22 protein-coding genes are annotated in these 24980 nt (G+C 68.1%); 14 read left to right on the forward strand and 8 right to left on the reverse strand.

The genetic code is table 11. From position 1 onward, the window contains the following. Nucleotides 1-93: 93 nt before the first annotated feature. From yjfF to CFB45_RS35800, 4 genes are all read right to left on the reverse strand, one after another. Nucleotides 94-1182, reverse strand: a complete 1089-nt coding sequence (gene yjfF / locus CFB45_RS35785; RefSeq protein ID WP_089429805.1) for a galactofuranose ABC transporter, permease protein YjfF — start codon at nucleotides 1180-1182, stop codon at nucleotides 94-96. Beyond that, entirely contained in the window at nucleotides 1179-2219 is a 1041-nt protein-coding gene (locus CFB45_RS35790; RefSeq protein WP_089429806.1) for an ABC transporter permease, read from the reverse strand. The genes yjfF and CFB45_RS35790 overlap by 4 nt, the downstream gene beginning before the upstream one ends. Next, the gene (locus CFB45_RS35795; RefSeq protein WP_089429807.1) at nucleotides 2216-3730 is read right to left on the reverse strand and encodes a sugar ABC transporter ATP-binding protein; all 1515 of its coding nucleotides are present in this window, start codon (nucleotides 3728-3730) and stop codon (nucleotides 2216-2218) included. Before CFB45_RS35795 ends, CFB45_RS35790 begins: the two co-directional genes overlap by 4 nt. A gap of 74 nt (nucleotides 3731-3804) precedes the next feature. Continuing rightward, nucleotides 3805-4767, reverse strand: coding sequence for an ABC transporter substrate-binding protein (locus tag CFB45_RS35800; protein WP_089429808.1), 963 nt, complete (start codon nucleotides 4765-4767; stop codon nucleotides 3805-3807). Nucleotides 4768-5398: 631 nt separating this feature from the next. On the opposite strand from CFB45_RS35800, the gene CFB45_RS35810 reads away from it, so the two are divergent. Further along, nucleotides 5399-6445: a DNA topoisomerase IB gene (locus CFB45_RS35810; RefSeq protein ID WP_089429810.1), complete on the forward strand. Its 1047-nt coding sequence runs from the start codon at nucleotides 5399-5401 to the stop codon at nucleotides 6443-6445. A gap of 276 nt (nucleotides 6446-6721) precedes the next feature. Further along, entirely contained in the window at nucleotides 6722-8191 is a 1470-nt protein-coding gene (proP, locus tag CFB45_RS35815; RefSeq protein WP_089429811.1) for a glycine betaine/L-proline transporter ProP, read from the forward strand. A gap of 75 nt (nucleotides 8192-8266) precedes the next feature. Here proP and CFB45_RS35820 read toward each other — a convergent pair whose 3' ends face one another. From CFB45_RS35820 to CFB45_RS35835, 4 genes are all read right to left on the reverse strand, one after another. Then, complete coding sequence (locus tag CFB45_RS35820) at nucleotides 8267-9091, reverse strand: alpha/beta fold hydrolase (protein WP_089430139.1); 825 nt, start codon at nucleotides 9089-9091, stop codon at nucleotides 8267-8269. Between the two features lie 195 nt (nucleotides 9092-9286). Then, nucleotides 9287-10279 carry a LysR substrate-binding domain-containing protein gene (locus tag CFB45_RS35825; protein WP_089429812.1) on the reverse strand — a complete coding sequence of 331 codons (993 nt, stop codon included), beginning with the start codon at nucleotides 10277-10279 and terminating at the stop codon, nucleotides 9287-9289. A 614-nt stretch (nucleotides 10280-10893) separates the two neighbouring features. Continuing rightward, nucleotides 10894-11766, reverse strand: coding sequence for a ferritin (locus CFB45_RS35830; protein ID WP_089429813.1), 873 nt, complete (start codon nucleotides 11764-11766; stop codon nucleotides 10894-10896). A gap of 37 nt (nucleotides 11767-11803) precedes the next feature. Continuing rightward, nucleotides 11804-12751, reverse strand: coding sequence for a fatty acid desaturase family protein (locus CFB45_RS35835; RefSeq protein WP_089429814.1), 948 nt, complete (start codon nucleotides 12749-12751; stop codon nucleotides 11804-11806). 418 nt (nucleotides 12752-13169) lie between these two features. Between CFB45_RS35835 and CFB45_RS35845 the strand changes: the two genes are divergently transcribed. Genes CFB45_RS35845 through CFB45_RS35900 form a run of 12 tightly spaced genes read left to right on the forward strand, consistent with a single transcriptional unit; the run spans nucleotide 13170 to nucleotide 24967 of the window. Beyond that, nucleotides 13170-14933, forward strand: a complete 1764-nt coding sequence (locus CFB45_RS35845) for a fatty acyl-AMP ligase (protein ID WP_256978490.1) — start codon at nucleotides 13170-13172, stop codon at nucleotides 14931-14933. After that, nucleotides 14930-15640, forward strand: coding sequence for an ABC transporter ATP-binding protein (locus tag CFB45_RS35850; protein WP_089429816.1), 711 nt, complete (start codon nucleotides 14930-14932; stop codon nucleotides 15638-15640). Before CFB45_RS35845 ends, CFB45_RS35850 begins: the two co-directional genes overlap by 4 nt. Beyond that, nucleotides 15612-16829: an ABC transporter permease gene (locus tag CFB45_RS35855; protein ID WP_089429817.1), complete on the forward strand. Its 1218-nt coding sequence runs from the start codon at nucleotides 15612-15614 to the stop codon at nucleotides 16827-16829. The genes CFB45_RS35850 and CFB45_RS35855 overlap by 29 nt, the downstream gene beginning before the upstream one ends. Then, nucleotides 16826-17566: an outer membrane lipoprotein-sorting protein gene (locus tag CFB45_RS35860; RefSeq protein WP_089429818.1), complete on the forward strand. Its 741-nt coding sequence runs from the start codon at nucleotides 16826-16828 to the stop codon at nucleotides 17564-17566. Before CFB45_RS35855 ends, CFB45_RS35860 begins: the two co-directional genes overlap by 4 nt. Beyond that, nucleotides 17556-18875 (forward strand): hypothetical protein, encoded by a 1320-nt coding sequence (locus tag CFB45_RS35865; RefSeq protein WP_089429819.1) that lies wholly within the window; start codon nucleotides 17556-17558, stop codon nucleotides 18873-18875. The genes CFB45_RS35860 and CFB45_RS35865 overlap by 11 nt, the downstream gene beginning before the upstream one ends. Before the next feature lie 15 nt (nucleotides 18876-18890). Further along, nucleotides 18891-20000, forward strand: coding sequence for a hypothetical protein (locus CFB45_RS35870; RefSeq protein WP_089429820.1), 1110 nt, complete (start codon nucleotides 18891-18893; stop codon nucleotides 19998-20000). A gap of 58 nt (nucleotides 20001-20058) precedes the next feature. Further along, the gene (locus CFB45_RS35875) at nucleotides 20059-20313 is read left to right on the forward strand and encodes an acyl carrier protein (protein ID WP_011350104.1); all 255 of its coding nucleotides are present in this window, start codon (nucleotides 20059-20061) and stop codon (nucleotides 20311-20313) included. Nucleotides 20314-20320: 7 nt separating this feature from the next. Next, a complete protein-coding gene (locus CFB45_RS35880) occupies nucleotides 20321-21205 on the forward strand; it encodes a hypothetical protein (RefSeq protein ID WP_089429821.1) in 885 nt (294 codons plus the stop codon). Between the two features lies 1 nt (nucleotide 21206). Beyond that, the gene (locus CFB45_RS35885) at nucleotides 21207-21830 is read left to right on the forward strand and encodes a hypothetical protein (protein WP_089429822.1); all 624 of its coding nucleotides are present in this window, start codon (nucleotides 21207-21209) and stop codon (nucleotides 21828-21830) included. A gap of 1 nt (nucleotide 21831) precedes the next feature. Beyond that, nucleotides 21832-22815, forward strand: coding sequence for a ferritin-like domain-containing protein (locus CFB45_RS35890; RefSeq protein WP_046547055.1), 984 nt, complete (start codon nucleotides 21832-21834; stop codon nucleotides 22813-22815). Between the two features lie 3 nt (nucleotides 22816-22818). Beyond that, nucleotides 22819-23802, forward strand: coding sequence for a ketoacyl-ACP synthase III family protein (locus tag CFB45_RS35895; RefSeq protein WP_089429823.1), 984 nt, complete (start codon nucleotides 22819-22821; stop codon nucleotides 23800-23802). Continuing rightward, the gene (locus tag CFB45_RS35900; protein WP_089429824.1) at nucleotides 23792-24967 is read left to right on the forward strand and encodes a PLP-dependent decarboxylase; all 1176 of its coding nucleotides are present in this window, start codon (nucleotides 23792-23794) and stop codon (nucleotides 24965-24967) included. Before CFB45_RS35895 ends, CFB45_RS35900 begins: the two co-directional genes overlap by 11 nt. Nucleotides 24968-24980 lie beyond the last annotated feature (13 nt).

Raw genomic sequence — 24980 nt, forward strand, 5'->3', positions numbered from 1 at the left:
CGGCCGGCCGCCGGATGCGACCGCCCGCGAATTGACACCGGCCACCGTCGCGTCAGCACGCGTCGTGCCGCGCCCCCCGCCGGACGATGCGCGCTACAGCCGCCGCATCGTCGAAACCAGCGCGGCGCCCTCGTCGGGCGAGGCCGGCCGCGCCCGCACCGGGTCGCGCTCCGGCCTCGGCGCACCGAGCCCCGTGCCGCCCGTGCGCCGCCGCGCGGCGTGCCGCTCGATCACCCGTTGCAGCACGCAGAACACGCACAGCAGCGCGCCGATCACGATCCGCGTCCACCACGAACTCAACGTACCGTCGAACGTGATCAGCACCTGGATCGTGCCGAGGATGCCGACGCCGAACACCGAGCCGACCACGTAGCCCACGCCGCCGGTGAGCAGCGTGCCGCCGATCACGGTCGCGGCGATCGCGTCGAGTTCCATGCCCTGGGCCTGCAACCCGTAGCCCGACAGCACGTACAGCGTGAACACGACGCCGCCGAGCGCCGAACAGAAGCCGCTCAGCGCGTACACGCCGACCTTCGTGCGCGCGACCGGCAGCCCCATCAGCAGCGCCGAGCGCTCGTTGCCGCCGATCGCGTAGACGTTGCGGCCGAAGCGCGTGAAATGCGCGACGTAGATCGCGCCGGCCAGCGTCGCGAGCGCGATCAACGCGCCCGCGCTCAGCGTGCCGCCGCCCACCGGCACGCTGAAGCCCGCGATCGCATGAAACACCGGCTCGTTGATCGTGATCGACTGCGTCGTGATCAGGAAGCACGCGCCGCGCGCGAGAAACATCCCGGCGAGCGTGACGATGAACGGCTGCAGCCGGAAATAATGGATCAGCGCCCCCATCGCCGCGCCGTACAGCGCGCCGAACGCGAGCACCAGCGGCACGATCACCCACACGGGCCAGTGCAGCCGCTCGGCGCCGACCGCGCAGAAGATCGTCGTCAGCGCGACGACCGAGCCGACCGACAGGTCGATCCCGCCCGACACGATCACGAACGTCATCCCGATCGCGACGATCAACAGGAACGCGTTGTCGACGAGCAGCCCGGTCAGCACCTGCATCGAAAAGAAGCCCGTGTAGGTCACGGACCCGAAGCCGAACAGCGCGGCGAACAGCACGATCGTCACGACGATCGGCAGCGTGCGCGGGTCGGCGAGCCGGCCAAGGAATCGGTTCATCGCGGCGTCGCTCCGGAAGTGGCGCGCGAACGCGCGGAAGGTAGCAGCCGCGACGCATGCCGGACGACCGACGCACGGGCGGCCTCCGACTGGATCAGCGTCACGACGATCACGACGACCGCCTTGACGACGAGCGTCGCCTCCGGCGGCACGCCGATCGAATAGGTCGTGTAGGTCAGCGTCTGGATGATCAGCGCGCCGAGCACCGAGCCGGCGAGGCTGAAACGGCCGCCGAGCAGCGACGTGCCGCCGAGCGTCACCGCGAGGATCGCGTCGAGTTCGAGCAGCAGCCCCGCGTTGTTGCCGTCGGCGCTGCGCACGTTCGAGCTGGCCAGGATGCCCGCGAGCGCCGACATCACGCCTGAAAACAGATACACGCCGAACACGATCGCCCCCGAGCGCAGGCCGACGAGCCGTGTCGCGACCGGGTTCACGCCGATTGCGCGGATGAACAGCCCGAGCGCGGTGCGGTTCACCAGCAGCGCGGTCGCGGCGATCGTCGCCAGCGCGATCCACACCGCGCACGGCACGGCCGCGACATAGCCGCCGCCGAGCGCGAGATAGCCGGGCGCGCCGATCGGGATGATCTGGCCGCCCGTCAGCAGTTGCGCGACGCCGCGGCCGGCCACCATCAGGATCAGCGTCGCGATGATCGGCTGCATCCCGACGAACGCCACCAGCAGCCCGTTCCATGCGCCGGCCAGCAGCCCGACGCCGAGCGCGGCAGCCAGCGCCACGCCGATTCGCGACGGGTCCGCTTCGAGCACGATCGCCGCGGCCGCCCCGGCGATCGCGACGATCGCGCCGACCGAGATGTCGATCCCGCGGGTCGCGATCACGAGCGTCATCCCGAGCGACACGATCACGAGCGGCGCCGCGCGGTTCAGGATGTCGACCGGCGCGCCGAACAGGTGACCGTCGAGCAGCGTGATCGACAGGAAGCCCGGGCGATACGCGACGTCGAGCGCGAACAGCAGCGCGAGCGTCAGCACCGGCCATACGAGCGAATGACGGAACAACGTGCGCAGCCGCGTCATGACTGGCCTCCCGCGATCAGCCGGTATACCTGCTCCTCGGATGCGTCGGCGCCGGTGAGTTCGGCGACCTTGCGCCGGTCGCGCAGCACCGCGATCCGGTGGCTCACGCGCACGACTTCGCTGATCTCCGACGAAATGAACAGGATCGCGAGCCCTTGCGCGCACAGCGCGAGCACGCGCTCCATGATGTCGAATTTCGCGGCGACGTCGATGCCGCGCGTCGGCTCGTCGAGAATCAGCAGCTTCGGTTCCGTCGCGAGCCAGCGCGCGAGCAGCACCTTTTGCTGGTTGCCGCCCGACAGCAGCCCGATCGGCTGCTCCGCGTCGCGCGCCTTGATGCCGAGCCGCGCGATGTACGTATCGGCGAGCTCGCGCTGGCGCGCCCGCCCGATCAGCCGCCACCAGCCGCGCCGCGCCTGCAGCGCGAGAATGATGTTCTCGCGGATCGACAGCGCGGCGACGATGCCCTCCTTCTTGCGATCCTCCGGGCAATACGCGATGCCGTTGCGAACCGCGTCGTGCGGCGACGCGAGCCGCGTGCGCGCGCCGTCGATCTCGATCGCGCCGGTGTCGGCGCGCTCCGCGGCGAACGCAAGCTGCGCGGTTTCGGTGCGCCCCGAGCCGAGCAGCCCGGCCAGTCCGACGATCTCGCCGGGCCGCACGTCGAGGTCGAGCGGGCTCATCATCCCGCGCCGGCCGACCTGCTGCATCGACAGGAACGGGTCGGCCTCGCCGGCGGTGCGTTCGACCGCCGCCGCACCCGCCTGCAGCGTGTCGGACATCCGTTCGCGACCGGTCATCTTCGCGACCAGCACGTCGACCGGCAGGTCGCGCGCGAGATACTCGCCTTCGCGCTCGCCGTTGCGCATCACGGTGATCCGGTCCGACACCGCGTAGGTCTGCTCGAGAAAGTGCGTGACGAACAGGATCGCGATGCCCGAGGCCTTCAGCCGGCGCAGCACGTCGAACAGCCGCGCGACCTCGCCGTCGTCGAGGCTCGACGTCGGCTCGTCGAGAATCAGCACGCGCGCGTCGACCGACACCGCCCGTGCGATCGCGACCATCTGCTGCACGGCGATCGGATACGCGTCGAGCGAGCGCGTGACGTCGAGCGCCAGGTCGAGTTCGGCCAGCGCCGCGCGCGAACGTGCATGAATCGTGTTCCAGTCGATCGCGCCGCGCCGCATCGGCTGCCGGCCCGCGAAGATGTTCTCCGCGACCGACAGGTTCGCGCACAGGTTCACTTCCTGGTAGAGCGTCTGGATGCCGGCCGCCTCGGCTTCGCGCGGCGCGGCGAAATGCACGCCCCGGCCGCCGACGCGAATCTCGCCCGCGTCGTGCGCATGCACGCCGGTGAGCACGTTGATCAGCGTCGACTTGCCCGCGCCGTTCTGGCCCATCAGCGCGTGGATTTCACCCGGAAACAACCGGAAGTTCACGCGCTGCAGTGCGTTCACGCCCGGAAACGACTTGTCGATGCCGATCATCTCGACCACCGGCGGACTCTCCATGCATCCTCCCTCGAAACGGTTGGCGCCCGGGCGGCCGCCACGCCGCCGCCCGCGCCGGATCGTCGGTACGTGGCTCAGTACTTGCGGGTCGGCAGCACCTGGGCCGCGACGTTCATCGGGAACACGGTCTCGTTCGTCACGATGCGCTTGGGCAGTTGCTTGCCGGCGACGACGTCCTTCACCGCGGTCATCAACTGCGGGCCGAGCAGCGGGCTGCATTCGACGTCGACGTTGATCTTGCCGGCGACCATCGCCTGGAAGCCGCCCTTGGTCGCGTCGAACGACACGACGCTCACGTCCTTGCCGGGCTTGATCCCCGCCTCTTCCATCGCCTGGATCGCGCCGAGCGCCATGTCGTCGTTGTGCGCGTAGACGACGTTGATCTGCTTGCCGTAGGTCTTCGCGAACGCTTCCATCACCTGCTTGCCGCCGGCCAGCGTGAAGTCGCCGCTCTGCGACGCGATCACCTTGAACTTAGGATTGCTCTTGATCACTTCGAGCAGGCCGGCCCGCCGGTCGTTGGCCGGCGCCGAGCCGACCGTGCCCTGCAGCTCGACGATGTTGATCGGACCCGGGTCGTTCTTGTAGCGCTCTTCCATCCAGTGGCCGGCGCGCCGCCCTTCCTCGAGGAAGTCCGAGCCGATCATCGTCACGTACAGCGACGGGTCCTTCACGTCGACTCCGCGGTCGGTCAGGATCACCGGGATGTGCGCGGCCTTCGCTTCGGTCAGCACGGGCTCCCAGCCCGATTCGACGACCGGCGAGAACGCGATCACGTCGACCTTCTGCGCGATGAACGAGCGGATCGCGCGAATCTGGTTCTCCTGCTTCTGCTGCGCGTCGGAGAATTTCAGGTTGATGCCGGCGTCCTTCGCCGCGCCCTTCACCGACACGGTGTTCGCGGTGCGCCACGCGCTTTCCGCGCCGACCTGCGAGAAACCGAGCGTGATCGGTTTCTGCTGCGCGTGTGCGCCGCCGGCCAGCACCGTCGCCGCGGCAACGATCGCGCCGGCCGCCAGCTTCCTGATGAATGTCATGGTTCGTCTCCGATGATGTCGTTGTCTGCCGTTGCGCTGTTCTGTTTCTGCGTGGCGCAGGCACGGGTCGGGGCTGTGCGCCGGCCGGGGGCGTCGCGCCGGCCCGGTCTGCATGCCCCGCATCAGTCTAGAAACAAGTCCGATAACCTTCTAATGAAATATTGGATTGGGGCGATATCGGATTCGGCATACGTATAAACACCTAAACGAACGACGCGGCCCGTTCCAAGCGGCCTTTGCACGAGCCAGCGCACCACCGGCGCGTTGCCTCACCACATCGTAAAACGCTCGCTCCAGCCGACCTCGACGATCTCCGCGGCAGCTTCGATGTTCGTTGAACGCGACACGGCGTCGACGCGATCCGCCGATGTCGACATCGGCCCGCAGTCAGCTTGCCCGGGCGAAGCCGTTGCGTTGTTTCGTCCATGCAGCGGAAACAAACACCCGGATGCCCGTCCGGCGCGCGCTTGCGCCGGGCCTTCTCGCGCATGCCGGGAGTGGCGCACGGTTCTTGCTGCGCAGCGCCGGAACGTACGCATAAACAGGAGAAAACCGTGCGCGCAGGATGTCCGCCCGGAACGCAGCCCGACGATACGCGGATCGGCACTGACGTCGATCGACGCGCCGCAGCATGAAGCAGCGCGCCCCGTCGCAGCCGAAGGCGCGCATGCCCGCCGGGCCGCTGCGCCATGTCGACGACCGCCGCCCCGGCTATACGCGCCGGCCGCTCCGCAACGGCTTCGCGTATTACGGGCCGGACGGTGTGCGTGTGCGCGATGCCGACGAAATTGCCCGTATCAACGCGCTCGCGATTCCACCCGCGTACACCGACGTGTGGATCTGCATGGACCCGCGCGGTCATCTTCAGGCAACCGGCCGCGATGCACGCGGGCGCAAGCAGTATCGCTATCACCCGCTGTGGCGCGAGACGCGAGACGCGAACAAGTACGCGCGGATGGCCGCGTTCGCGCGTGCGCTGCCGCGCATCCGCGCGCGCGTCACGCGCGATCTGGCGTTGCCGGGCATGCCGCGCGACAAGGTCGTGGCGACGATCGTCCGCTTGCTCGACACGACGCTCGCGCGGATCGGCAACACGGAATACGCGCGCGAAAACGGCTCGTACGGGCTGACGACGTTGCGCAAGCGTCATGTGAAAATTCAGCCCGGCCAGGTGCAGTTGCGCTTCGCCGGCAAGAGCGGGATCGAACACGACGTGACGGTTGACGACGCACGGGTCGCGCGGATCGTACGGCGCTGCGCCGAGCTGCCCGGGCACGAGCTGTTCCAGTATGTGGACGACGACGGCGTACGCCATCCGGTCGGGTCGTCCGACGTGAACGACTACCTGCGCGAGGCCGGCGGCGCGGATTTCACCGCGAAGGACTACCGGACCTGGGCCGGCAGCGTGCATGCGCTTGGGTTGTTGCGGCGCACCGAGCATCGCGGCGTCACGCACGCGCGCAAGCAGATCGTCGAGACCGTGCGCGCGGTGGCCGAGCTACTGCGCAACACACCGGCCGTGTGCCGGCGCTGCTACATCCATCCGGCCGTGCTCGACGCGTTCGAGGCAGGCACGCTCGCCGCGCTCGCGGTCCGGCGTACGCCGCGCGGCTTGCGCGTGGACGAAGCGGCGTTCGTGGCGTTGCTCCGCAGCGCACGCCGGCGCATGGGGACATGACTGCGCACATCGCCCGGACACACCCGCTTCGACGCAGCCGGCCCCACACGAACCCGATGTCGTTTACCACCGGGTTCCGGGCGCATGACCGATAGCCGCCCGCGCCCGTTTCCCTAAACTGGTTCGCACAACACACCTGCCCGGTGTCGTCCGCTACGCGCGTCACGCCACCGGCATCGACGCATCCCCGAGACATCCGCCTTCGCTGTCCGTCGGCCCGCACGCCCCCGCTGCGTTCCCGCCGGCCGCGCCGCCAAGGCATTCCAGGAGAGTTCATTGAGCCCGTCGCAAGCGCGCCCCGCGAAAACCCGATCTTCGCGCCAGTCCGTCAAGCTGGATGACATCACGATCGTCGACCCCGCCGTCCTCAAGCGCGCGGTCGGCGCCATGGCGTTCGGCAACGCGATGGAATGGTTCGACTTCGGCGTCTACAGCTATATCGCCGTCACGCTCGGCAAGGTGTTCTTCCCGTCCAGCAGCCCGTCCGCGCAGCTGCTCGCGACCTTCGGCACGTTCGCGGCCGCGTTCCTCGTGCGCCCGCTCGGCGGCATGGTGTTCGGCCCGCTCGGCGACCGCATCGGCCGCCAGCGCGTGCTCGCCGCCACGATGATCATGATGGCCGTCGGCACCTTTGCGATCGGCCTGATCCCCAGCTACGCGTCGATCGGCATCATGGCGCCCGTGCTGCTGCTCGTCGCCCGCCTCGTGCAGGGCTTCTCGACCGGCGGCGAGTACGGCGGCGCCGCCACCTTCATCGCCGAATTCTCGACCGACAGGCGCCGCGGCTTCATGGGCAGCTTCCTCGAGTTCGGCACGCTGATCGGCTATACGCTCGGCGCGGCGACGGTCGCGCTGCTCACCGCGTCGCTGTCGCAGGAAGCGCTGCTGTCGTGGGGCTGGCGCGTGCCGTTCTTCATCGCCGGCCCGCTCGGTCTCGTGGGGCTCTACGTCCGGCTGAAACTCGAGGAGACGCCCGCGTTCAAGAAGGAGGCCGAAGCACGCGAAGCGGACGAACGCACGCGGCCGAAACAACGCTTCGCGACGCTGCTCGTCGAACAGTGGAAGCCGCTGCTGCAATGCGTCGGCCTCGTGCTGATCTTCAACGTCACCGACTACATGGCGCTGTCGTACCTGCCGAGCTACCTGTCGGCGACGCTGCACTTCCGCGAATCGCACGGCCTGTTCCTGGTGCTGCTCGTGATGGTGCTGATGATGCCGATGACGCTCTACGCCGGGCACCTGTCGGACAAGGTCGGCCGCAAGCCGGTGATGATGGCGGGCTGCGTGGGCCTGCTCGTGCTGGCCGTGCCGGCGCTGATGCTGATCCGCACCGGCGGCATGCTGCCCGTGTTCGGCGGGATGCTGATCTATGGCGTGCTGCTGTCGTGCTTTACCGGCGTGATGCCGTCGGCGCTGCCCGCGCTGTTCCCCACGCGCATCCGCTACGGCGCGCTCGCGATCGGCTTCAACGTGTCGGTGTCGTTGTTCGGCGGCACGACGCCGCTCGTCACCGCGTGGCTCGTCGATCGCACCGGCGACCTGATGATGCCCGCGTACTACCTGATGGGCGCATCGTTCATCGGCATCGTGTCGGTGCTCGCGCTGCGCGAAACGGCGCGCCAGCCGCTGCCCGGCTCCGCGCCGTGCGTCGCGAGTCGCGCGGAGGCGCTGAGCCTCGTTCGCGGCCAGGCCGACGAAGCGCGCGGGCAGGACAGGAAGCTCACGCCGGTCAGCGAACGTGCGTGATGCGGGCGCGGGTCGCGCGGGCGCTCATGACGTGACGTGATGCCACGCGACATGCGCCGCGTCGCGCGCACCGCGTCAGCCTGCCGACAGCCGCTGCGCGTCGAACCAGTCGAGCAGCATGCGCGTGACGAACGCGGGATTTTCCAGATTCGAGATGTGGCCGGCGTCCGGCACCAGCGCATGGGTGCAGCCGATCACGCTCGCCATCTTCACGGTTTCCGACGGCGGGCGCGCCATGTCGCCCGCGCCGCACATCAGCAGCGTGCGTTCGGCGTCCAGTTCGGCGAGTGCCGACAGCGTGTCGGGCCGGCCGAAGATCAGCCGGCCGAGCGGGACGATCGATTGCCGCAACCGGTCGGCCGGCAGGTTCGCCAGCGCGTCGCGAAACGCGGACGGCACCGGGCCCGCCAGATTGACGTCCGGCCGGAAGAACAGCGGCACGATCGCATCGAGCAGCGGCGGCGCGATACGGCCCGCGGCGGCGATGGCGTCAAGCATTCCGAAGTAGCGCAGCCGCGTCGCCTCGGGCTCGGCCTCGAGCGACGCATCCATCAGCACGAGCGAGCGCACGCGCTGCGGTTCGCGCAACGCGAGCCGCGCGCCCCACATGCCGCCGACACTGAGCCCGACGAGCGCGCACTGTTCGATCGCCAGCGCGTCGAGCAGCGCACTCGCCTGCGCGGCGAGATCGTCGAGCGTCTGCGTGCCTTCCGGCATCGCACCCGATGCGCCGTGCCCCCACAGGTCCGGCACGATGACACGATACTGGCGCGACAGCGCGTCGATCTGCGGCGCCCACATCGCCGCATCCCACAGATAGCTGTGCCCGAGCAGCACCGGGAACCCGGTGCCGTGATCCTGGTAATGCAGGGTGCTGCCATGAATGTTCACTGCGGGCATGTCGTCTCCGGTGTCGGCGCGATCGGCAGCGGCCCGGAACCGGGCGCCGCGGTCGGCGGCGTGCTGCAACGAAGGCGAAGCGGCGCATCATCGCACAGGTTGCAGGCGCGGCGCATGACGGTTCGCACCTGCGTGCGCGTCGACCCTGCCGCATGCCCCTTCAACACGCACGCGTGACGGCGTGCCGCGACCGTCCTATCCGACGCGATACATCGGCACCACGTTGCTGCCGGCCGTTTCCTGGTCCGACGCGAGCGGATGACTCGCCTGCTCGAGCAGCCAGTTGGTCAGCACCGCGATATCGAACTCGTTGCATGCGTCCGGGTTCTGCACCAGCACGTAGCTGCCCGATGCGACCGTGCAGTGCGGGAACAGCTCGACGAGCCGGCCCTGCTTCAGCAGCCCGTCGACCAGCGGCCGCCGCCCGATCGCGATGCCGTGCCCGTCGACCGCGGCCTGCACCAGCTGATCGTACTGGCTGAAATGCAGTGCGCCGGCGGGCCGCAGGCGCGGCACGCCCAGCTCCTTCAGCAGATGGCTCCATCCGTGCCACGGCCATTCGCCGCGCGGATCGTCGAGATGCAGCAGCACGTGCTTGTCGAGATCCTCCGGCTTCATCGACGCGACGTCGCCCGGCGCCGGCATCAGGCTCGGGCTGCAGACCGCCACGACATGCTCGCGAAACAGCACGTCCGTCTCGTCCGTCGACGTATACGGCCCGGCATATCGCACGGCCAAGTGCAAACGTTTGCGTTTAAGATCTTCAATTTCGCTCGTGGCGGATACGCGTACGTCGATGTCGGGGTAGCTGGCGCGGAATGAACCGAGGCGCGGAATCAGCCACAGCGCCGCGAACGAAACGGTGGTCGACAACGAGATCGCGCGCTGGCCCACGCTCGACGACAGCCTGCCGATCACCGATTCCAGGTCGGACAACGCGAACGAGATCGCGTCGTACAGCTCCCGCCCTTTGTCGGTCAGCGTCAGGGAACGTATGTGCCGATGAAAGAGCTCGATCCGGAGCTGCTCCTCGAGCGCCTTGACCTGCCGACTCACGGCGGATTGCGTGACGTTCAGTTCCTGCCCGGCACGCGTAAAGCTCAAATGACGCGCCGCGCATTCGAAGCCTCTCAGGAAATCCAGCGAAGGCATACTTCTCAATCGCTTTGCCAATCTCACATTAGCCATACCGCCGCCTCAAAGTTGCACCCACCGACAGGCAAGTCGCCGTTCGTCTCCCTGACTCGTTTCTCCTTTTTGGATTCGGAAACGATTTTATATTGAAGCATGGATGCGGATCATTCTTATTTTCAATCGTGACACTCGTATTTATCTATCGATTTTCATCGGCCAGATATTCTTACATTACCATTATCAAGTAGTGATTTTGTAAATCAATAAGCGGCCAGAATGGCGCGAAGAATGACCGACGAAATCGCGTAAAAACAGCACATTACAGGCGAAAATCGATGCCATGACGACGATACGGACGCCGCAGCAGAAGCACGTCCGCACACCTACAATTCAATTTCAATCACCAAACGATTTTATTCATTTACCGTATTACGAAAAGAAACCGCACCTCAACCTACACGCGGAATACCATTTAAATCCGTTATTTCGTGTTTATAAAAACATACTAAACGCATGAAATTGAATTGCACCATTCAATTGCCGTAAATTGATGAACCTATTATGTCCGGCAATGAATATTCCGCCGCCCGGAAACGGCAACCCGCGTGCATGACACCACTCTGTCGTCCGGAATCGGTTCCGCCCTTTACCGGACGGGATGCGCGTCGCTATACAGCGTTCACCACGCCGTCCGTCACACGGAGCGTTCGCGCGGTCACTCCGCGGCGATAGCGGTTCAGCTCCTGCGCGGTCGCGAACGGGCGCTCGAACAGGATCGACAGGTTGTGCAGGATCCGCTCGACCACCTTCTGTTCCCATTCGCCGTCGAAGCGGATCTGCTCGTCGAGCCAGCGCTCGAGCCATTCCGGATCGGGCAGGCGCGACTGCACGGTGTCGCGCGGGAACAGCGCCTGGTTCACGTGCAGGTTGGTCGGGTGCAACGGCTTCTCGGTGCGGCGCGCCGACGCCATCAGCACGCCGATCTTCGCGAATGCGGCACGCGCGACGTCGCCGCAGTCGTTCAGCGCCTTCTTCATGTAGCGCAGGTACGCGCCGCCGTGGCGTGCTTCATCGCGCGAGATCGTTTCGTAGATCTGCTTGATGACCGGCTCGGTGTGCCAGTCGGCCGCGCAACGGTACCAGTGGTTCAGGCGGATCTCGCCGCAGAAGTGCAGCATCAGCGTCTCGAGCGGCGGCGCCGGGTCGAATTCGAAGCGCACCGCGTGCAGTTCCGCTTCGGTCGGCACCATCGCCGGCTTGAAGCGGCGCAGGTATTCCATCAGCACGAGCGAATGCTTCTGTTCCTCGAAGAACCACACGCTCATGAAAGCGGAAAAGTCGCTGTCGTGCCGGTTGTCGCGCAGGAACATTTCCGTCGCGGGCAGCGCCGACCATTCGGTGATCGCGTTCATCCTGATCGTCTCGGCCTGCTCGTCGGTGAGCAGCGACGCGTCGAAGCGGTCCCACGGAATGTCCGTCTCCATGTCCCAGCGCACCGCTTCAAGCGACCTGAAAAGTTCCGGATAGAGCATCGTCGTCACCGTCGTTGAAAGGCATTCGGGCCCGGCACCGGCCCGGTCATGCCGATTGCGTGGACGCCGGCGCCGCCGCTTCGGCATCGGTTGCGCGGTCGTCCGCATCGTCGTCCACCGTGCGCGGCGAGAGCCTGCCGCGCAGCAGCGCGTAATAGAACTGCCGGTAGGTGCGGTGGTAATAGCGGATGCGCGGCCCGATCGCGCCATGCAGATCGTGCAGCCGCTCGATCGGCAGGTTCGGCATCATGTGATGCTCGACGTGATAGTTGTTGCCGTTCGTGAACCACGTCATGAATGCATTGCTCTCGATCGTCCGCGTGTTGCGGAACGGATCGGTGCTCGTCAGGTCGCAGCGGTAATGCTCGGGCATCTCAACCAGCGCATGCACGGGCGCGGCCACGAACACGAGCGGCACGACCCACACCCACACGACGAACCACGTGTGCAGCGCGATCGACACACCGGCCAGCAGCGCGATCGTCGCGACCATCAGCAGGTGATCGCGGCGGATCGCGCGCGACACGAGCGGGTTGTCGCCGAAGCGTGCGCCCGGCACGACGAGCTTCGCGACGTTCTTCGCGAACTGGATATAGTGCGCGGCCATCGACAGCCGCCACGCCCACAGGCCGAGATTCACGACGGGGCGCGCGCCGTACTGGTCGCCGTAGTCGAAGAACTCCTTGTTCTCGGGCGTGCCGAGCAGCCGGTGATGGCGCAGGTGGCTGTCCTGGTACGCATGAAACGACACGAGCATCGGCATGCCGAGCAGCACGCCGAACACCATGTTGAGCCGCTTGCTCCTGAATCCCTGGTAATGCAGCGCCTGATGCTGCAGCTCGACCCCGTGCGCGTACATCGCGCCGATCAGCAGGATGCCGACGATCTTCAGGACCACGACCGTCGACAGCGCGAACAGCATGCCATGCGCGATGAGTGCGACGTAGACCGCGAGCTTCAGCGAGAAGACGACGCCGCTCGGGCGGCTCTTCATGTCTGCAACCGGTTTCTGACGGGCGAGAAGCGATGAGGTGACGGACAAAATGCTCTCCTTGGCCGGACCCTGCCCGGCACGATGACGCGGCGACACTGGCGCGCTGCCGGGTTGCAATTCTTCTGTGAGTCGATGCTTCGGACAAACGAATTTTCCGAACGCATTGCATGACGCCCGCGCATGAGCGCACCACATCGTGAACTAGACGACCGGTCGAATGCGTACCGACCATTCACCTCGCACGGGCTCGCGCGTATACACACATGGCAGTGCCGAGTGGATGCGTGCTGCTCATGCATAGCCTGCAAATATTCCGTTTGTCGCGTCATGTCGATCCGGCAAGAATCCCCCTCACTCGACGAACGGCGCCGCCGGCACCGTGGCGCGAGCGGCCGTGTTCCTCAAGGGGAGAATCCTCGTGACGAAGTGCGCATCCACCATTCATCGCCTCATCGAATCGCTCGAGGACGTCGCGGGCGCCATGCATCGCATGACGTTCGTCGACGACGCCGGCAACGAGGCGAGCATCACGTACCGGCGCTTCGCTGAAGAAGTGTTTCGCCAGGCCGGCGCGCTGCGCGAACTCGACGTGCGCGAGAACGACATGGTGATGCTGGCGTTGCCCGCGTCGGTCGAGCACGCGGTCGCGATGATGGCCTGCGTGATGACGGGCGCACTGCCCTGCACCGTGCCCGTTCCGACGCGCCGCGCCACGACCGGGCGGCAGGTGATCGATGTCGCCTGCGAGCTGTACCGGCCGCGCCTCGTCATCGCCGCGGATGCGCAGTCGGCCGCATGGCGCGACGATGCGTTTCCCGCTTCGTCCACGCGCGTCGTCGATCTCGACACGCTGTCGCTCGTCGCGGATGCCGGCGCGCGCGCGCTGATCAGCGCGAAGCATGGCCGCGATCCGCATCATGTCCAGCTCACGTCCGGCTCGACATCGCACCCGAAGGCCGCGGTCCTCAGCCACGAGAACGTGATCGCGAACGTGCTCGGCATCGGCGGGTCGGTGCGTTTCGACATTGCGGCCGGCGACGGCACCGCGTCGTGGCTGCCGCTCTATCACGACATGGGGCTGCTCACGCTGCTGTCGAACCTGCATTACCGTGCGCCGCTGCTGATGATGCAGCCGAACAGCTTCATCCGGAATCCGCTCGGCTGGTTGAAGCGCATCGCGTCAGCGCGCGCGACGACGACGTCGGTGCCGACCTTCGCGCTGCGCTACTGCGTGCGCCGTTTCAATGCCGCCGCGATGGAAGGCGTGGATCTTTCCGCGTGCCGCAACATCTTCATCGGCGGCGAACGCGTGGACGACGCGACGCTGCGCGACTTCGCCGCGACGTTCGCGCCGTACGGTCTCGCCGCATCGGCGCTGCAGCCGTGCTACGGGATGGCCGAATCGACGCTCGCGGTATCGATGCATCGTGCGTGGCACGACGGCGCCGTTGACGGCGCACCGTACGTGATCGCCGACACGCTCGACCGTCGCGCGCTGATCGAGCGCCGCGACGCGCAACCGGCCGCCGCGAACGACGGCGCCGACACCGACACCGAAACCGTGCTCGCGATGGGCACGCCGATCGAGGGCATGGCGTTCCGGATCCTCGACGACGGCGACCACGCGCTGGCGAATCGCGCGGTCGGCGAAGTCGCGATCCGCGGCACGTCGGTGATGCTCGGCTACCTGAACCCCGACGACGGCTCGATCGCCGCGCCGCTGACGGCCGACGGCTGGTTCCGCACCGGCGACATCGGCTATATCGCCGACGGCCAGCTGCACATCCTCGGGCGCAAGAAGGAAGTCATCATCATTCGCGGCAGCAACTACTTCCCGCACGAAATCGAGGAAGCGTTGGCGTCGCATCGCACGCTGCGCAAGAGCACCTGCATCGCGTTCGGGCTGCCCGACCCCGAGACGGGCACCGAGCGGCTGGTCGTCGCGATCGAGGCGCGGCCCGTCGACGCGACGCCGCAGACGCGTGCCGAGTGCCAGCAGCTGCTCGCGTCGCGCATCGGCTTCGCCGCGCAGGATCTGTGCTTCGTCGAACCCGGCTCGCTGCCGCGCACGACGAGCGGCAAGCTGCAGCGCCTGAAGTGCCGCGACCTCTATGCGAGCGGCGCGCTGTCCGTGATCCACGCGACGGCCGCCGCCGAAGCCGGCCAGGGAGCGTACGCATGACGACCGCCACGCTCACGCCGGTGCTCGAACTGCGCGACGTCTCGCGCGTGTACGAGGGCGCGGGCCGCGTCGTCGCGGTGCGCGGCGCGACGATCTCGATCGGCCGACGCGACGTCGTCGCGCTCGTCGGCCCGTCGGGCAGCGGCAAGAGCACGTTGCTCAACCTGGCCGGCTTTCTCGACGTGCCGAGCAGCGGCGAACGCTGGCTCGAAGGCCGCCGGATCGACGATGCGCCGGACACACTCGAACGGATTCGCCGCGAGCGCATCGGCTTCGTGTTCCAGCAGTTCAACCTGATTCCGGTGATGTCGGCGCTCGAAAACGTCGAGCTCGGCTGCTTCGCATGGGGCACGCCGCGCACGCGCCGCGAGCGCGCCCGCGCGATGCTCGACGCGGTGGGGCTCGCCGCGCGCGAACGTCATCGCCCCGGCGAGCTGTCCGGCGGCGAGCAGCAACGCGTTGCACTGGCGCGCGCACTCGCCAAGGAACCGGCGATCGTGATCGCGGACGAGCCGACCGCCAGCCTCGACAGCACCAACGCACGGGCAGTGGCCGAGCTGATCCTCGACACCAACCGCACGCTGGGCACCGCCTTTCTGATTGCGTCGCACGACGATCGTCTGTGCGCGCACCTGCCGCGCCGCATCGAGATGCGCGACGGCGTACCGGGAGTGAATCGTGAACTGGTCGACGTTTGCGTGGCGTAACCTCTGGCGCAACAAGCGCCGCACCGTGCTGACGATGGCGATGATCGGCGTCGCCGCGTTCGCGTCGAGCCTCGCGCTCGGCTACGTGATCGCGACCTTCGATGCGGTGCGCGAAGGATCGATCGACAGCGGCGTCGGCCACGTGCAGGTGCTGCACCACGGCTATCTCGACCTGATCGGCGAACGTCCGCTGCAGTACGGGCTCACCGCCGACGAGCAGGCCACCGCCACGCACGCGATCGCGGCGCTGCCCGGCGTCGCGACCACCGCGCGCGGCATCGACTTCGACGGGTTGATCTCGAACGGCGATCTCAGTTACGGCTTCGTCGGCGAAGGCATCGAGCCGAACCGCGAGCCGCCCGGCTTCTTCGACTATCACACGGTGCTGTCGGGCCGTTACCTGTCGCCGACGAATCCCGGCACCGAAGTCGTCGTCGGCGCCGAACTCGCGCGCAAGCTCGGCGTGCACGTCGGCTCGGTCGTGCAGTTGATGGCGTCGACCGCGCACGGCGGCATCAACGCGACCGACGCGCAGATCGTCGGCGTGATGAGCACCGGCAACAAGGACGTCGACGAGCGGATCGTCAACGTGACGTTCACGGCCGCACAGGCGCTGCTGCGCACCGACCGGGCGTCGCGCATCGCGGTGTTCCTGTCGGACACCGCGCACACGCCGGCCGCCGCCGCGTCGCTGCGCGCCGCGCTGCCGACGCTCGACGTGAAGACCTGGGACCAGCTCGTGTCGCTCTATCACCAGGTCGTCGCGCTGTACAAGAACCAGTTCTCGGTGTTCGGCGCGATTCTCTGCCTGACCATCCTGCTGTCGATGAGCAACTGGATCCTGATGAGCATCGTCGAACGCCGCCGCGAGATCTCGACCCTGCGCGCGCTCGGCGTGCCGGCCGCGACGGTGCGCGGCGTGCTGATCCAGGAGACCGCCTTCCTCGGCCTGCTGGGCGCCGCCGCCGGCATCGCGGTGGCGCTGCTGACGATGGTCGCGCTCAATCACGCACAGATCCACCTGCCGCCGCCGCCGGGGCGCGTGAAGTCGATCCTGCTCGAATTCACGGTCTCGCCGGCCGCCGTGGCCGCCGTCGAAGGCGCGTTCGTCGTGCTCGGGGTGGCCGCCGCGCTGCTCGCGACGCTCGGCCTCGCCAAACGCAACATCCTCGAAGGACTCGCCCCATGATTCGCATTCGCCACCTGGCTGCCGCGCTCGTCGCGTGCACGCCGCTCGTGCATGCCGCCGACGCCCCGACGGCCCAGACCATGCTTGCCCGTGCCGACGCATACCGCAGCACGGCCGCCGATACGCAGACGAACATCCAGATCACGAACGAAGTCGGCGGGCAGTCCGGCGACGCGACACGCTATCTCGTCTATACGCGCGGCAACGGCGACACGCTCGCGCTGACGCGCAGCGGCGAGAACGACGGCCAGAAATACCTCGCAACGACGCGCGGCCACTGGTTCTACGTGCCGAACACGCGCAGCGCGGTCCGCATCAACGGGATGCAGCGGCTACAGGGCGAGGTCGTGATCAGCGACATCACGCGCACGCACTGGGCGGACAGCTATCACGCATCGGCCGCGCCGGGCGCGACGACGATCGCCGGCAAGCCGGCCACCGAGCTCGATCTGACCGCGACCGATCCCGACAACGTCTACCCGACGATCAAGCTGTGGGTCACGCCCGATACCGACGTACCGGTGCGCGCGCAGTTCTTCCTCGCGAGCGGCCTGCTGTTCCGCAGCGCCGATTTCTCCGCGCCGGTCGATGCGAACGGGCGCAAGGTGATCCGCAAGATCACGTATCGCAACGAGATCGAAAAGCAGCGCGCGAGCGTCGTCGACATCCTCGACGGCCAGCCGCGCAAGATTCCGTCGGGCTGGTTCAATCCCGACACGCTTGCCGATGGCCAGTGACAACAACGCCCATGTCGACGCCCATCGTGACCGCCGCCTTCCATCATCCGGCCGACTCTGGCCCGCCGCCGCGCTCGCCGTCCCGCTTGCGCTCGGCTGCACGCTCGCGCACGGAGAATCGCTGATGGAACAGTTGAGCACGCTGAACGGCATCGCATACGCACGCACCGTCGACAGCATGGACGGGCACGCGCTGTTAGGCAACCTGATCGGCGACCAGCCGCGCAACCTGCAGGAAGCGGGCCTGCTCGCGCGCATCGACGGCGAGAACCTGTTCATGAACGCCCGTGCCGTGGCCAGCAACCACTCGCTCGGCGCGCAGGCCACCCGCTTCAACGAGGCCGGCGTGCGCTACGCATTCGACAACGGCATCACGCTCACCGCCGGCAAGCGGATCGATCCGCTCGATACGTCGCAGGCGTTCTTCCCGCTCGGCTTCTTCCAGAAGCGGGCCGCGACGGCCGACATCTACGACCGCTACGGCGACGTCGAAGGCACGCCGCTCGTCGAAGCGAAATGGGCCGGCGAACAGACCACGCTGCAGTTCATCGCCGGGGAAAACCGCACGCTGCGCAGCGACGTCGACAACCGCGACGTGCAGGGCGCGACGCAGCTCGTGCGCGGTGCGTACAACTGGTCGGGCGGCTCGGCCGCGTTGCTCGCCGGCCGGCATGCGGGCCATGGCGGCGCCGGTGCGACGCTGTCGTTCGACGTCGCGCGCTCGAACACCGTCTATGCAAGCGCGTGGCTCGAGCGCGGCACGACACGGCCATTGCCTGCGTTCATCGCGAACGGCACGCCGCTCGATTCCCCGGCCGCGTACGACGCGGTCGATCGCCGCAACGATCGCCAAGTCATGTGGCGCAGCGCGGTCGGCATGCAGAGCGCACTGCCCGGCAACTTCTCGCTGATCGTCGAGTGGTCGCACGACGAGGCGCGCTACGACGCGAACCAGTGGCGCCAGATGGTCGGCGCGGTCCGCGTGAACAACGCGCTCCTGCCCGTCGCGCCCGGCGCGGCGCTGGGCGGCCTCGGCGGCACGGCCGATTTCGTGAGCGTCGACGGCAACCTGCGCGACTACCTGTTCGCGCGGCTCGGCAAGAAGATCGGCCGCGTCGAGTATTCGCTGCGCGGCGTCTATTCGCCGCAGGACAAGGGCCTGCTCGCGATCGCGCAGGTCGTCGCCGACGTGAACAAGCGCGTGAGCGTCGACGTCGCGGTCACCCGCGCGTTCTCCGACAGCAATTCCGAGTACCGGATGGTCGGTCTCGGCACCCGTATCGACGCCGCCGTGCGCGTGCGCTTCTGACAGGAACCCTGCCCCATGTCCACGCTTTCCGCTCCCGCTTCGTCCGCCGCCCCGTTCACGCCCGCGCCGCTGCTGCTGCGCGTGGCCGACCGGGCCGCGTATCCGGTGCTGCGCCACTTCGACACGATCGCGTCGCTCGGCACGCCGCCGCGCGCGGCGAGCCGGCTCGTCGAAGCCGCTGCCGTGCGTCTGCTCGACAGCGAGATGGTGATCGCGCTGCATGCCGCCACGCCGGACGTGCTGCCCGATTCGTCCGCGTCGACGCCGCTGCGGCACGAAGAAGCGCCGCTCACCGAAGCGTTGCTCGAACAAATCAGCCGCGAAGGGTTTCATCACCTGTTCAAGCCGTTCATGCGCGCGTTCATCCGCATCATGTTCGGGCTGTTCTTCTCCGACGACCAGAACCGTCGCGCCTGCGACTGCATCGACAGCGGCCACAACTTCGCGTTCCTGATGAGCGACGGCGGCGGCCCGACGCTCGCTGCATGGCGCACCGTCGTGCGCAGCGACGACAACGGCCTCGCGCTCACCGTCGACAAGGTGTGGGGCATCGAAGCCCACCGCGACTGCATGGCGGTGGTCGCCGCGCGGTTGCCGGGCGTGATGTTCCCGGCCGCCTACCTCGTGTGGCCCGACGAGTACCGGAAGCTGAAGCGCACGACCTGCGGCGCGCCGTTCCTCGCCGGCAACCTGCAGCTCGCGAACGTCGGCGGCCAGGTGCGCGCCCATGCCGAGGATCGCCTGCGCATCGGCGGCCCGACCGTGTTCAACAAGTACCTGACCGTCGTGCGCCCCTACTTCGTCCGCGCGCTGATGGCGCACGTCGGCTGGCTCGCGCAAACGGGCCGCATCGAACTCGACGCCGACGCCCGCGCCGTCCACCAGTTCATCGCCCACGCCGCGCGCAGCCAGACCGACGACGCGCACTACAGCTTCGGCAAGGTGCAGCGCGTGCTCGCGATCAAGCTGCTGTCGAACGAGTTCCTGACGGCGCTCGTGCGCGACGGCAGGGTGGCGACCTTCGACGACCAGCGCGACCTGCTGGCGTTTTCGAAGATGGAAGGCAGTTCGTACCGCTGTTATCACGAGCTTCGCAAGAGCCTGCGCTGCGAAGCCGGCAGTTGACCCACGCGACAGGCCGATCGATCCCGATCAACCCACTTCATTATCAGGAGCTCCTCTCATGACGACCCAGAACGTTCCGGCCGACGCGCTCGACATCCTGTCCCGCGAAGTCGCGAAGATCCTCAACGTCGAGACCGTCGACACCGACGCCGGCATCGGCGAACTCGGCATCGATTCGCTGAACATCGTCGAGCTGATCGTGTTCTGCGAACAGCTCTACGGTTCGATCGACCCGGAAGCGCTGAACATCACGCAGTACACGACGCTGCAGCAGCTCGACGCGCAACTGCGCCGCCAGCAGCACGCCGCCTGACACGACGATGCTCGCGCCCCTTGCGACCGTGGCGGCCCCCGCCGCCCAGCCGGCCCCGGCCACTGCGCTGACCGTGCAGGCGCTCGCGTACCGGCGCGTCGCGCCGTCGCGCGACGGCGCGGCCGTGCCGCTCGACGACACGGCCCGCGCGATCGGCACGCTCGCGTGCGCCGAACGCGAGCGGCTGTGCGGCGCGGTCGGCGCGGACGACTACGTGGTCAGCTCGACGATCCTGTCGATGCTGCTGATGAACGATTCGCCGCAGCATCGCGTGTTCGCGCAGGCACTCGCCGGCGCGAACGACTACACGCCGGACTGGATGACCTGCTCGTACGAATGCGCGGGCTGGGGCTACGTATTGCGCCGCTCGCTCGCCACCGCGGCCGAGACCGGGCCGCGCACGCTGCTGCTGCAGATCGTCGACATCGACGTGCACGGCTATACGTACTGGCACGGCAACCCCGCCTGGGGCCGCTCGGGCTTCGGCGTGTGCACGCTGCTCGTCGACGTCGGCCGCGAAGCGTCACCGTCCATGACGTCGGTGCTGGCCGAGGCCGCGCCGCCGGCCAGTGCGGTCGTGCGGCTGGGCCGCGACATCCGCACCTTCTGCGCGGCCCGCCCCGGCTTGCACGCGGCGCTGCCGTTCTTTCCGGCGACGTCGCGCCGTGCGCTGCTCGCGTCGGTCGGCAAGACGCCGCTGCTGCCGGACGGCCACGGGCAGTTCGGTCATGCGTTCGGCAGCGATCCGTGGCTGTCGGTGCTGCTCGCGCATCGCGACGGCGACACGCCACGCCGCGCGGCCGTCTGCTCGCTCGCGCTGAACGGCTATTACGCAGTCGCCGACGTCGCGTTCGCGCCGGACGCGACGTTCTCGCTCGACGACGAGGCGTGACATGGTGCGACCCGTTCACTTCACCTACCGGATCGAGCGCGACGCGCGGCAGCCGGTCGCGGTCGCCGCGAGCGCGTACCGGATGCCGCTCGACACGCCGGCCGACTATGCGCGTGCCTCACTCGCGGAAACAGCCGGCGACCTGTATGACGCCGGCGATGCGCTCGGCGGCGATCGCCGCGTGTTGCTCGATCATGTCCAGTACTTTGCATTCCTAGCCGAAATCACGGCGCGGATCCGCAATGACGTGCATCCGGACGCGCGCGTATTCATCGAAGTCTGCGCGCCGTACTTCGGCACGTTGCCGGCCGAACTGCTCGCGCCGCACGTGCTGCTCGGCGTGCACCTGTACGACGAAGCATTGCGCGATGCCGCGCGCGGCGCACCCGTCGTGTGGATCGGCGACCGGATCCTGCGCGACGCGGAGTTCGCCGGCGACAACCGCGTGTGCTGCGCGATCTGGCCGGCGCGGCTCGCCGACGCCTTCGACGCGCAATTGCGCGGCGCATGGCCGGCGTATGCGATCCGCCTCGACCCGCACCCGGCCGCCCCGCGTGCCGCCGCCACGACGCTTACCGATTCCGCCCATCATTCCGGCGCCGCCGCGCGACCAGGGAGACCTTGAAATGACTGACACGCTCACCGTAATGCAGGACACGGCCGACATCCGCTGGTCGATGCCCGTCGACGCCCTGATGTCGAACGACTACGCACTGCGCGAAGAGGCGCTGAACCGGTTGTACGAAAAGGCGAAGGCCGCGCAGTGGGACGTCGCGACCGATGTCGACTGGAGCCACGATCTCGATCCGGCGAACCCGCTCGGCATGCCCGACCCGACGCTGCTGATCTACGGCACCGAGCTGTGGGGCAAGCTCTCGGACACCGACAAGCGCGAGGTGCGCCATCACGCGCAGGGCTGGCTGCTGTCGCAGATCCTGCATGGCGAGCAGGCCGCGCTGATCTGCGCGTCGAAGCTCGCGTCGGCCGAGAACGGCCTGAGCGCGCGGCTGTGCGCGGCCGCGCAGATGATGGACGAAGCGCGCCATGTCGAGGCGTACGCGAAGCTCGTGAACGAGAAGCTCGACGTCAGCTACCCGATGAGCCGCTCGCTGAAGGGGCTGCTGCACGACACGATCACGAGCAGCGCGCTCGACATGACGAACCTCGGGATGCAGGTGCTCGTCGAGGGCATCGCGCTGTCGATCTTCCAGAGCGTGGTCGCGTACAGCACCGATCCGTTCATCAAGGACCTGTTCGTGCGGATCCAGCGCGACGAGTCGCGCCACTTCGCGGTCGGCCGGATCACGCTGTGCCGCGTGTATGCGGAGATGAGCGCGGTCGAGCTGCGCGAGCGCGAGGAGTTCGTCTGCGAGGGCGCGGCCGTGCTGTACGAGCACCTGTGCGCGGACGACATCTGGGAACCGATGGGGCTGTCGAAGCGCGAATGCAGCGCGATGGTGCGCGAATCGCCGGTCTCCAGCTCGATCCGCCGCTCGATCTTTCGGCGCCTGGTGCCGACGATCCGCGAGATGGGCCTGCTCACGCCGACCGTGCAGGCGACCTTCGAAAAACTCGACGTCCTCGACTACGCGGCGATGCCGCTCAACTGAACCATGACGACGACCTCCTCCCAAGCGTCACGCGATTTCTGGATCGGCATCGACGCGGTGGCCTACGAGCTGCCGGGCCTGCCCGTCGATATCGAGGCCTGGGCCGCCGAGCGCGACTACCCGGCGCAACGGGCCGCGGCGATCGCGCACTCGGGCAGCCGCTATTTCCACATGGCGCTCGACACGAGCGAGACCGATCTCGCGATCGCGGCGGCCGGCCGCCTGCTCGACACCGCGAGCGTGCATCCGTCCGACATCGGCGCGATCGTGCACGTGCACACGCAGCAGTTCAGCGTGCCGCCCGCGCCGCGCAGCCTGCCGCACGAGCTGGCCGCGCAGCTCGGCATCGAGCCGCTGTGGCTCGGCTCGGTCGCACAGCTGAACTGCGTGTCGGTCGCGGCCGGCATCGAGACGGTGCGCGCGCTGATGCGCCGCTATCCGCAGCTCGACGCGGCGCTCGTCGTGTCGTCCGATCGCGTGTACGGCGAGGATTACCGGATGCGGCAGATGACGGGCGTGCAGTGCGACGGCGCGGCCGCGATGCTGATCGCGCGCAACAGCACGAAAAACCGGCTCGGCGGCATCGCGATCGAGACGCATGCGAAGTGGCATCGCGGCTCGGACACCGTCGCCGCGAACGAGGCCGACCTGATCATGATGGAGTGGCCGTACACCCGCAAGGCGATCGACGCGGCGGTCGCGCTCGAGCCGTACGCGCTCGACGCGTACGAGCTCGTGCTGCCGCACAACGCCGACCTGCCCGGCTGGAACGCGCTGTGCCGCGCGATGCGCGTGCCGGCCGAGCGGCTCTATGCGGAAAACATCCATGCGCGCGGCCATGCGTGCTGTTCGGACTTCCCGATCAACCTGGCCGACGTCGGGCTCGACGCGGTCGCGCGCGGCCAGCGCGTGCTCGGCGTGATGCAGTCGAACTGCGGCGCGTACGCGGCCGCCACGCTCCATCCGGTGGGCCGCCATGACGCCTGAGCGCCCGCTTCCGCCCGCCGGCGACCACGCGTGGATCGCCGACCTGCGCACGCCGTGCTACGTGTACGAGCCGGAGGTCGCGATCGCGCGCTACCGGTCGCTGAAGGCGCGGCTCGGCACGCGGCTGATCGTGTCGCTGAAGGCGAACCCGAACCAGGACATGCTCGCGCGCTGCGCGCATGCGTACGAGGATGGCGTCGAACTCGCGAGCCGCGGCGAACTCGATGCGGTGATCGGCCGGATCAAGACGCCGCGCTACCTGAACAACCCGTCGATGGACGAGATGTTCATGCGCGCCGGGCTCGCGTCGCGCTGCCATTTCGTGCTCGACAACCCGGACGCGGTCGCGCGCTTCGTGCCGCTGGCGCGCGAGGCGGCGGCCGGCGGCAGCACGCCGGGCGCCGTGCTGCTGCGCGTGAACGCCGGCGCGCTGGCCGGCGACGAGGCGCGCGCGCTGTGGCACGACCACTTCGGGATGACGCCGAACGAGGCGCACGACGCGGTGCGTACGCTCGCCGCTGCCGGTTTGCCGGTGGCCGGGCTGCACGTGTTCTCCGGCCCGCATTCGTTCATCCGCCAGGACGCGACGCAGCCCGACACACTCGTGCTGCCCGAGCGGCTCGCGGCGCTCGCCCGCGATCTCGCCCCCGCCAACGGCGCGCCGCTCACGTCGCTGAGTCTCGGCGGCGGTTTTGCCGACGATCACCCCGGCGACGCCGCGTTCGAACGCTATGCGACTGCGCTCGCGCCGCTGGCCGGCCAGTACGCGCTCGCGCATGAATCGGGCCGCGCGATCTTCGCGGATGCGGGCGTGTTCGCGACGCGCGTGGTTGCGGTCAAGACGTGGCAGGACCGCACGATCGCCGTCTGCGACGGCGGGCTGTCGCATGCGTTCCTGCTTGCGCAGACCGAATCGGTGATGCGCCGGCTGGCCGCGCCGTCGCTCGTGCGCCACAAGCCCGCACCGTCGGAGCGTGGCGTACCGACGATCTATGTCGGCAGCACCTGCAGCCGCGCGGACGTGATCGGCCGCGACGACACGGGTGCGCCGCCGCAGGTCGGCGACATCGCCGTGTTCGCGCGCTGCGGCGCGTATCACCGCACGTACTCGATGGCGCATTTCCTGTCCCACGAAGCCGCGCACGTGTACGTGCGGCCTGCCTAGACCCACCTGAGAG

Source organism: Burkholderia sp. HI2500 (assembly GCF_002223055.1).
GTDB lineage: Bacteria > Pseudomonadota > Gammaproteobacteria > Burkholderiales > Burkholderiaceae > Burkholderia.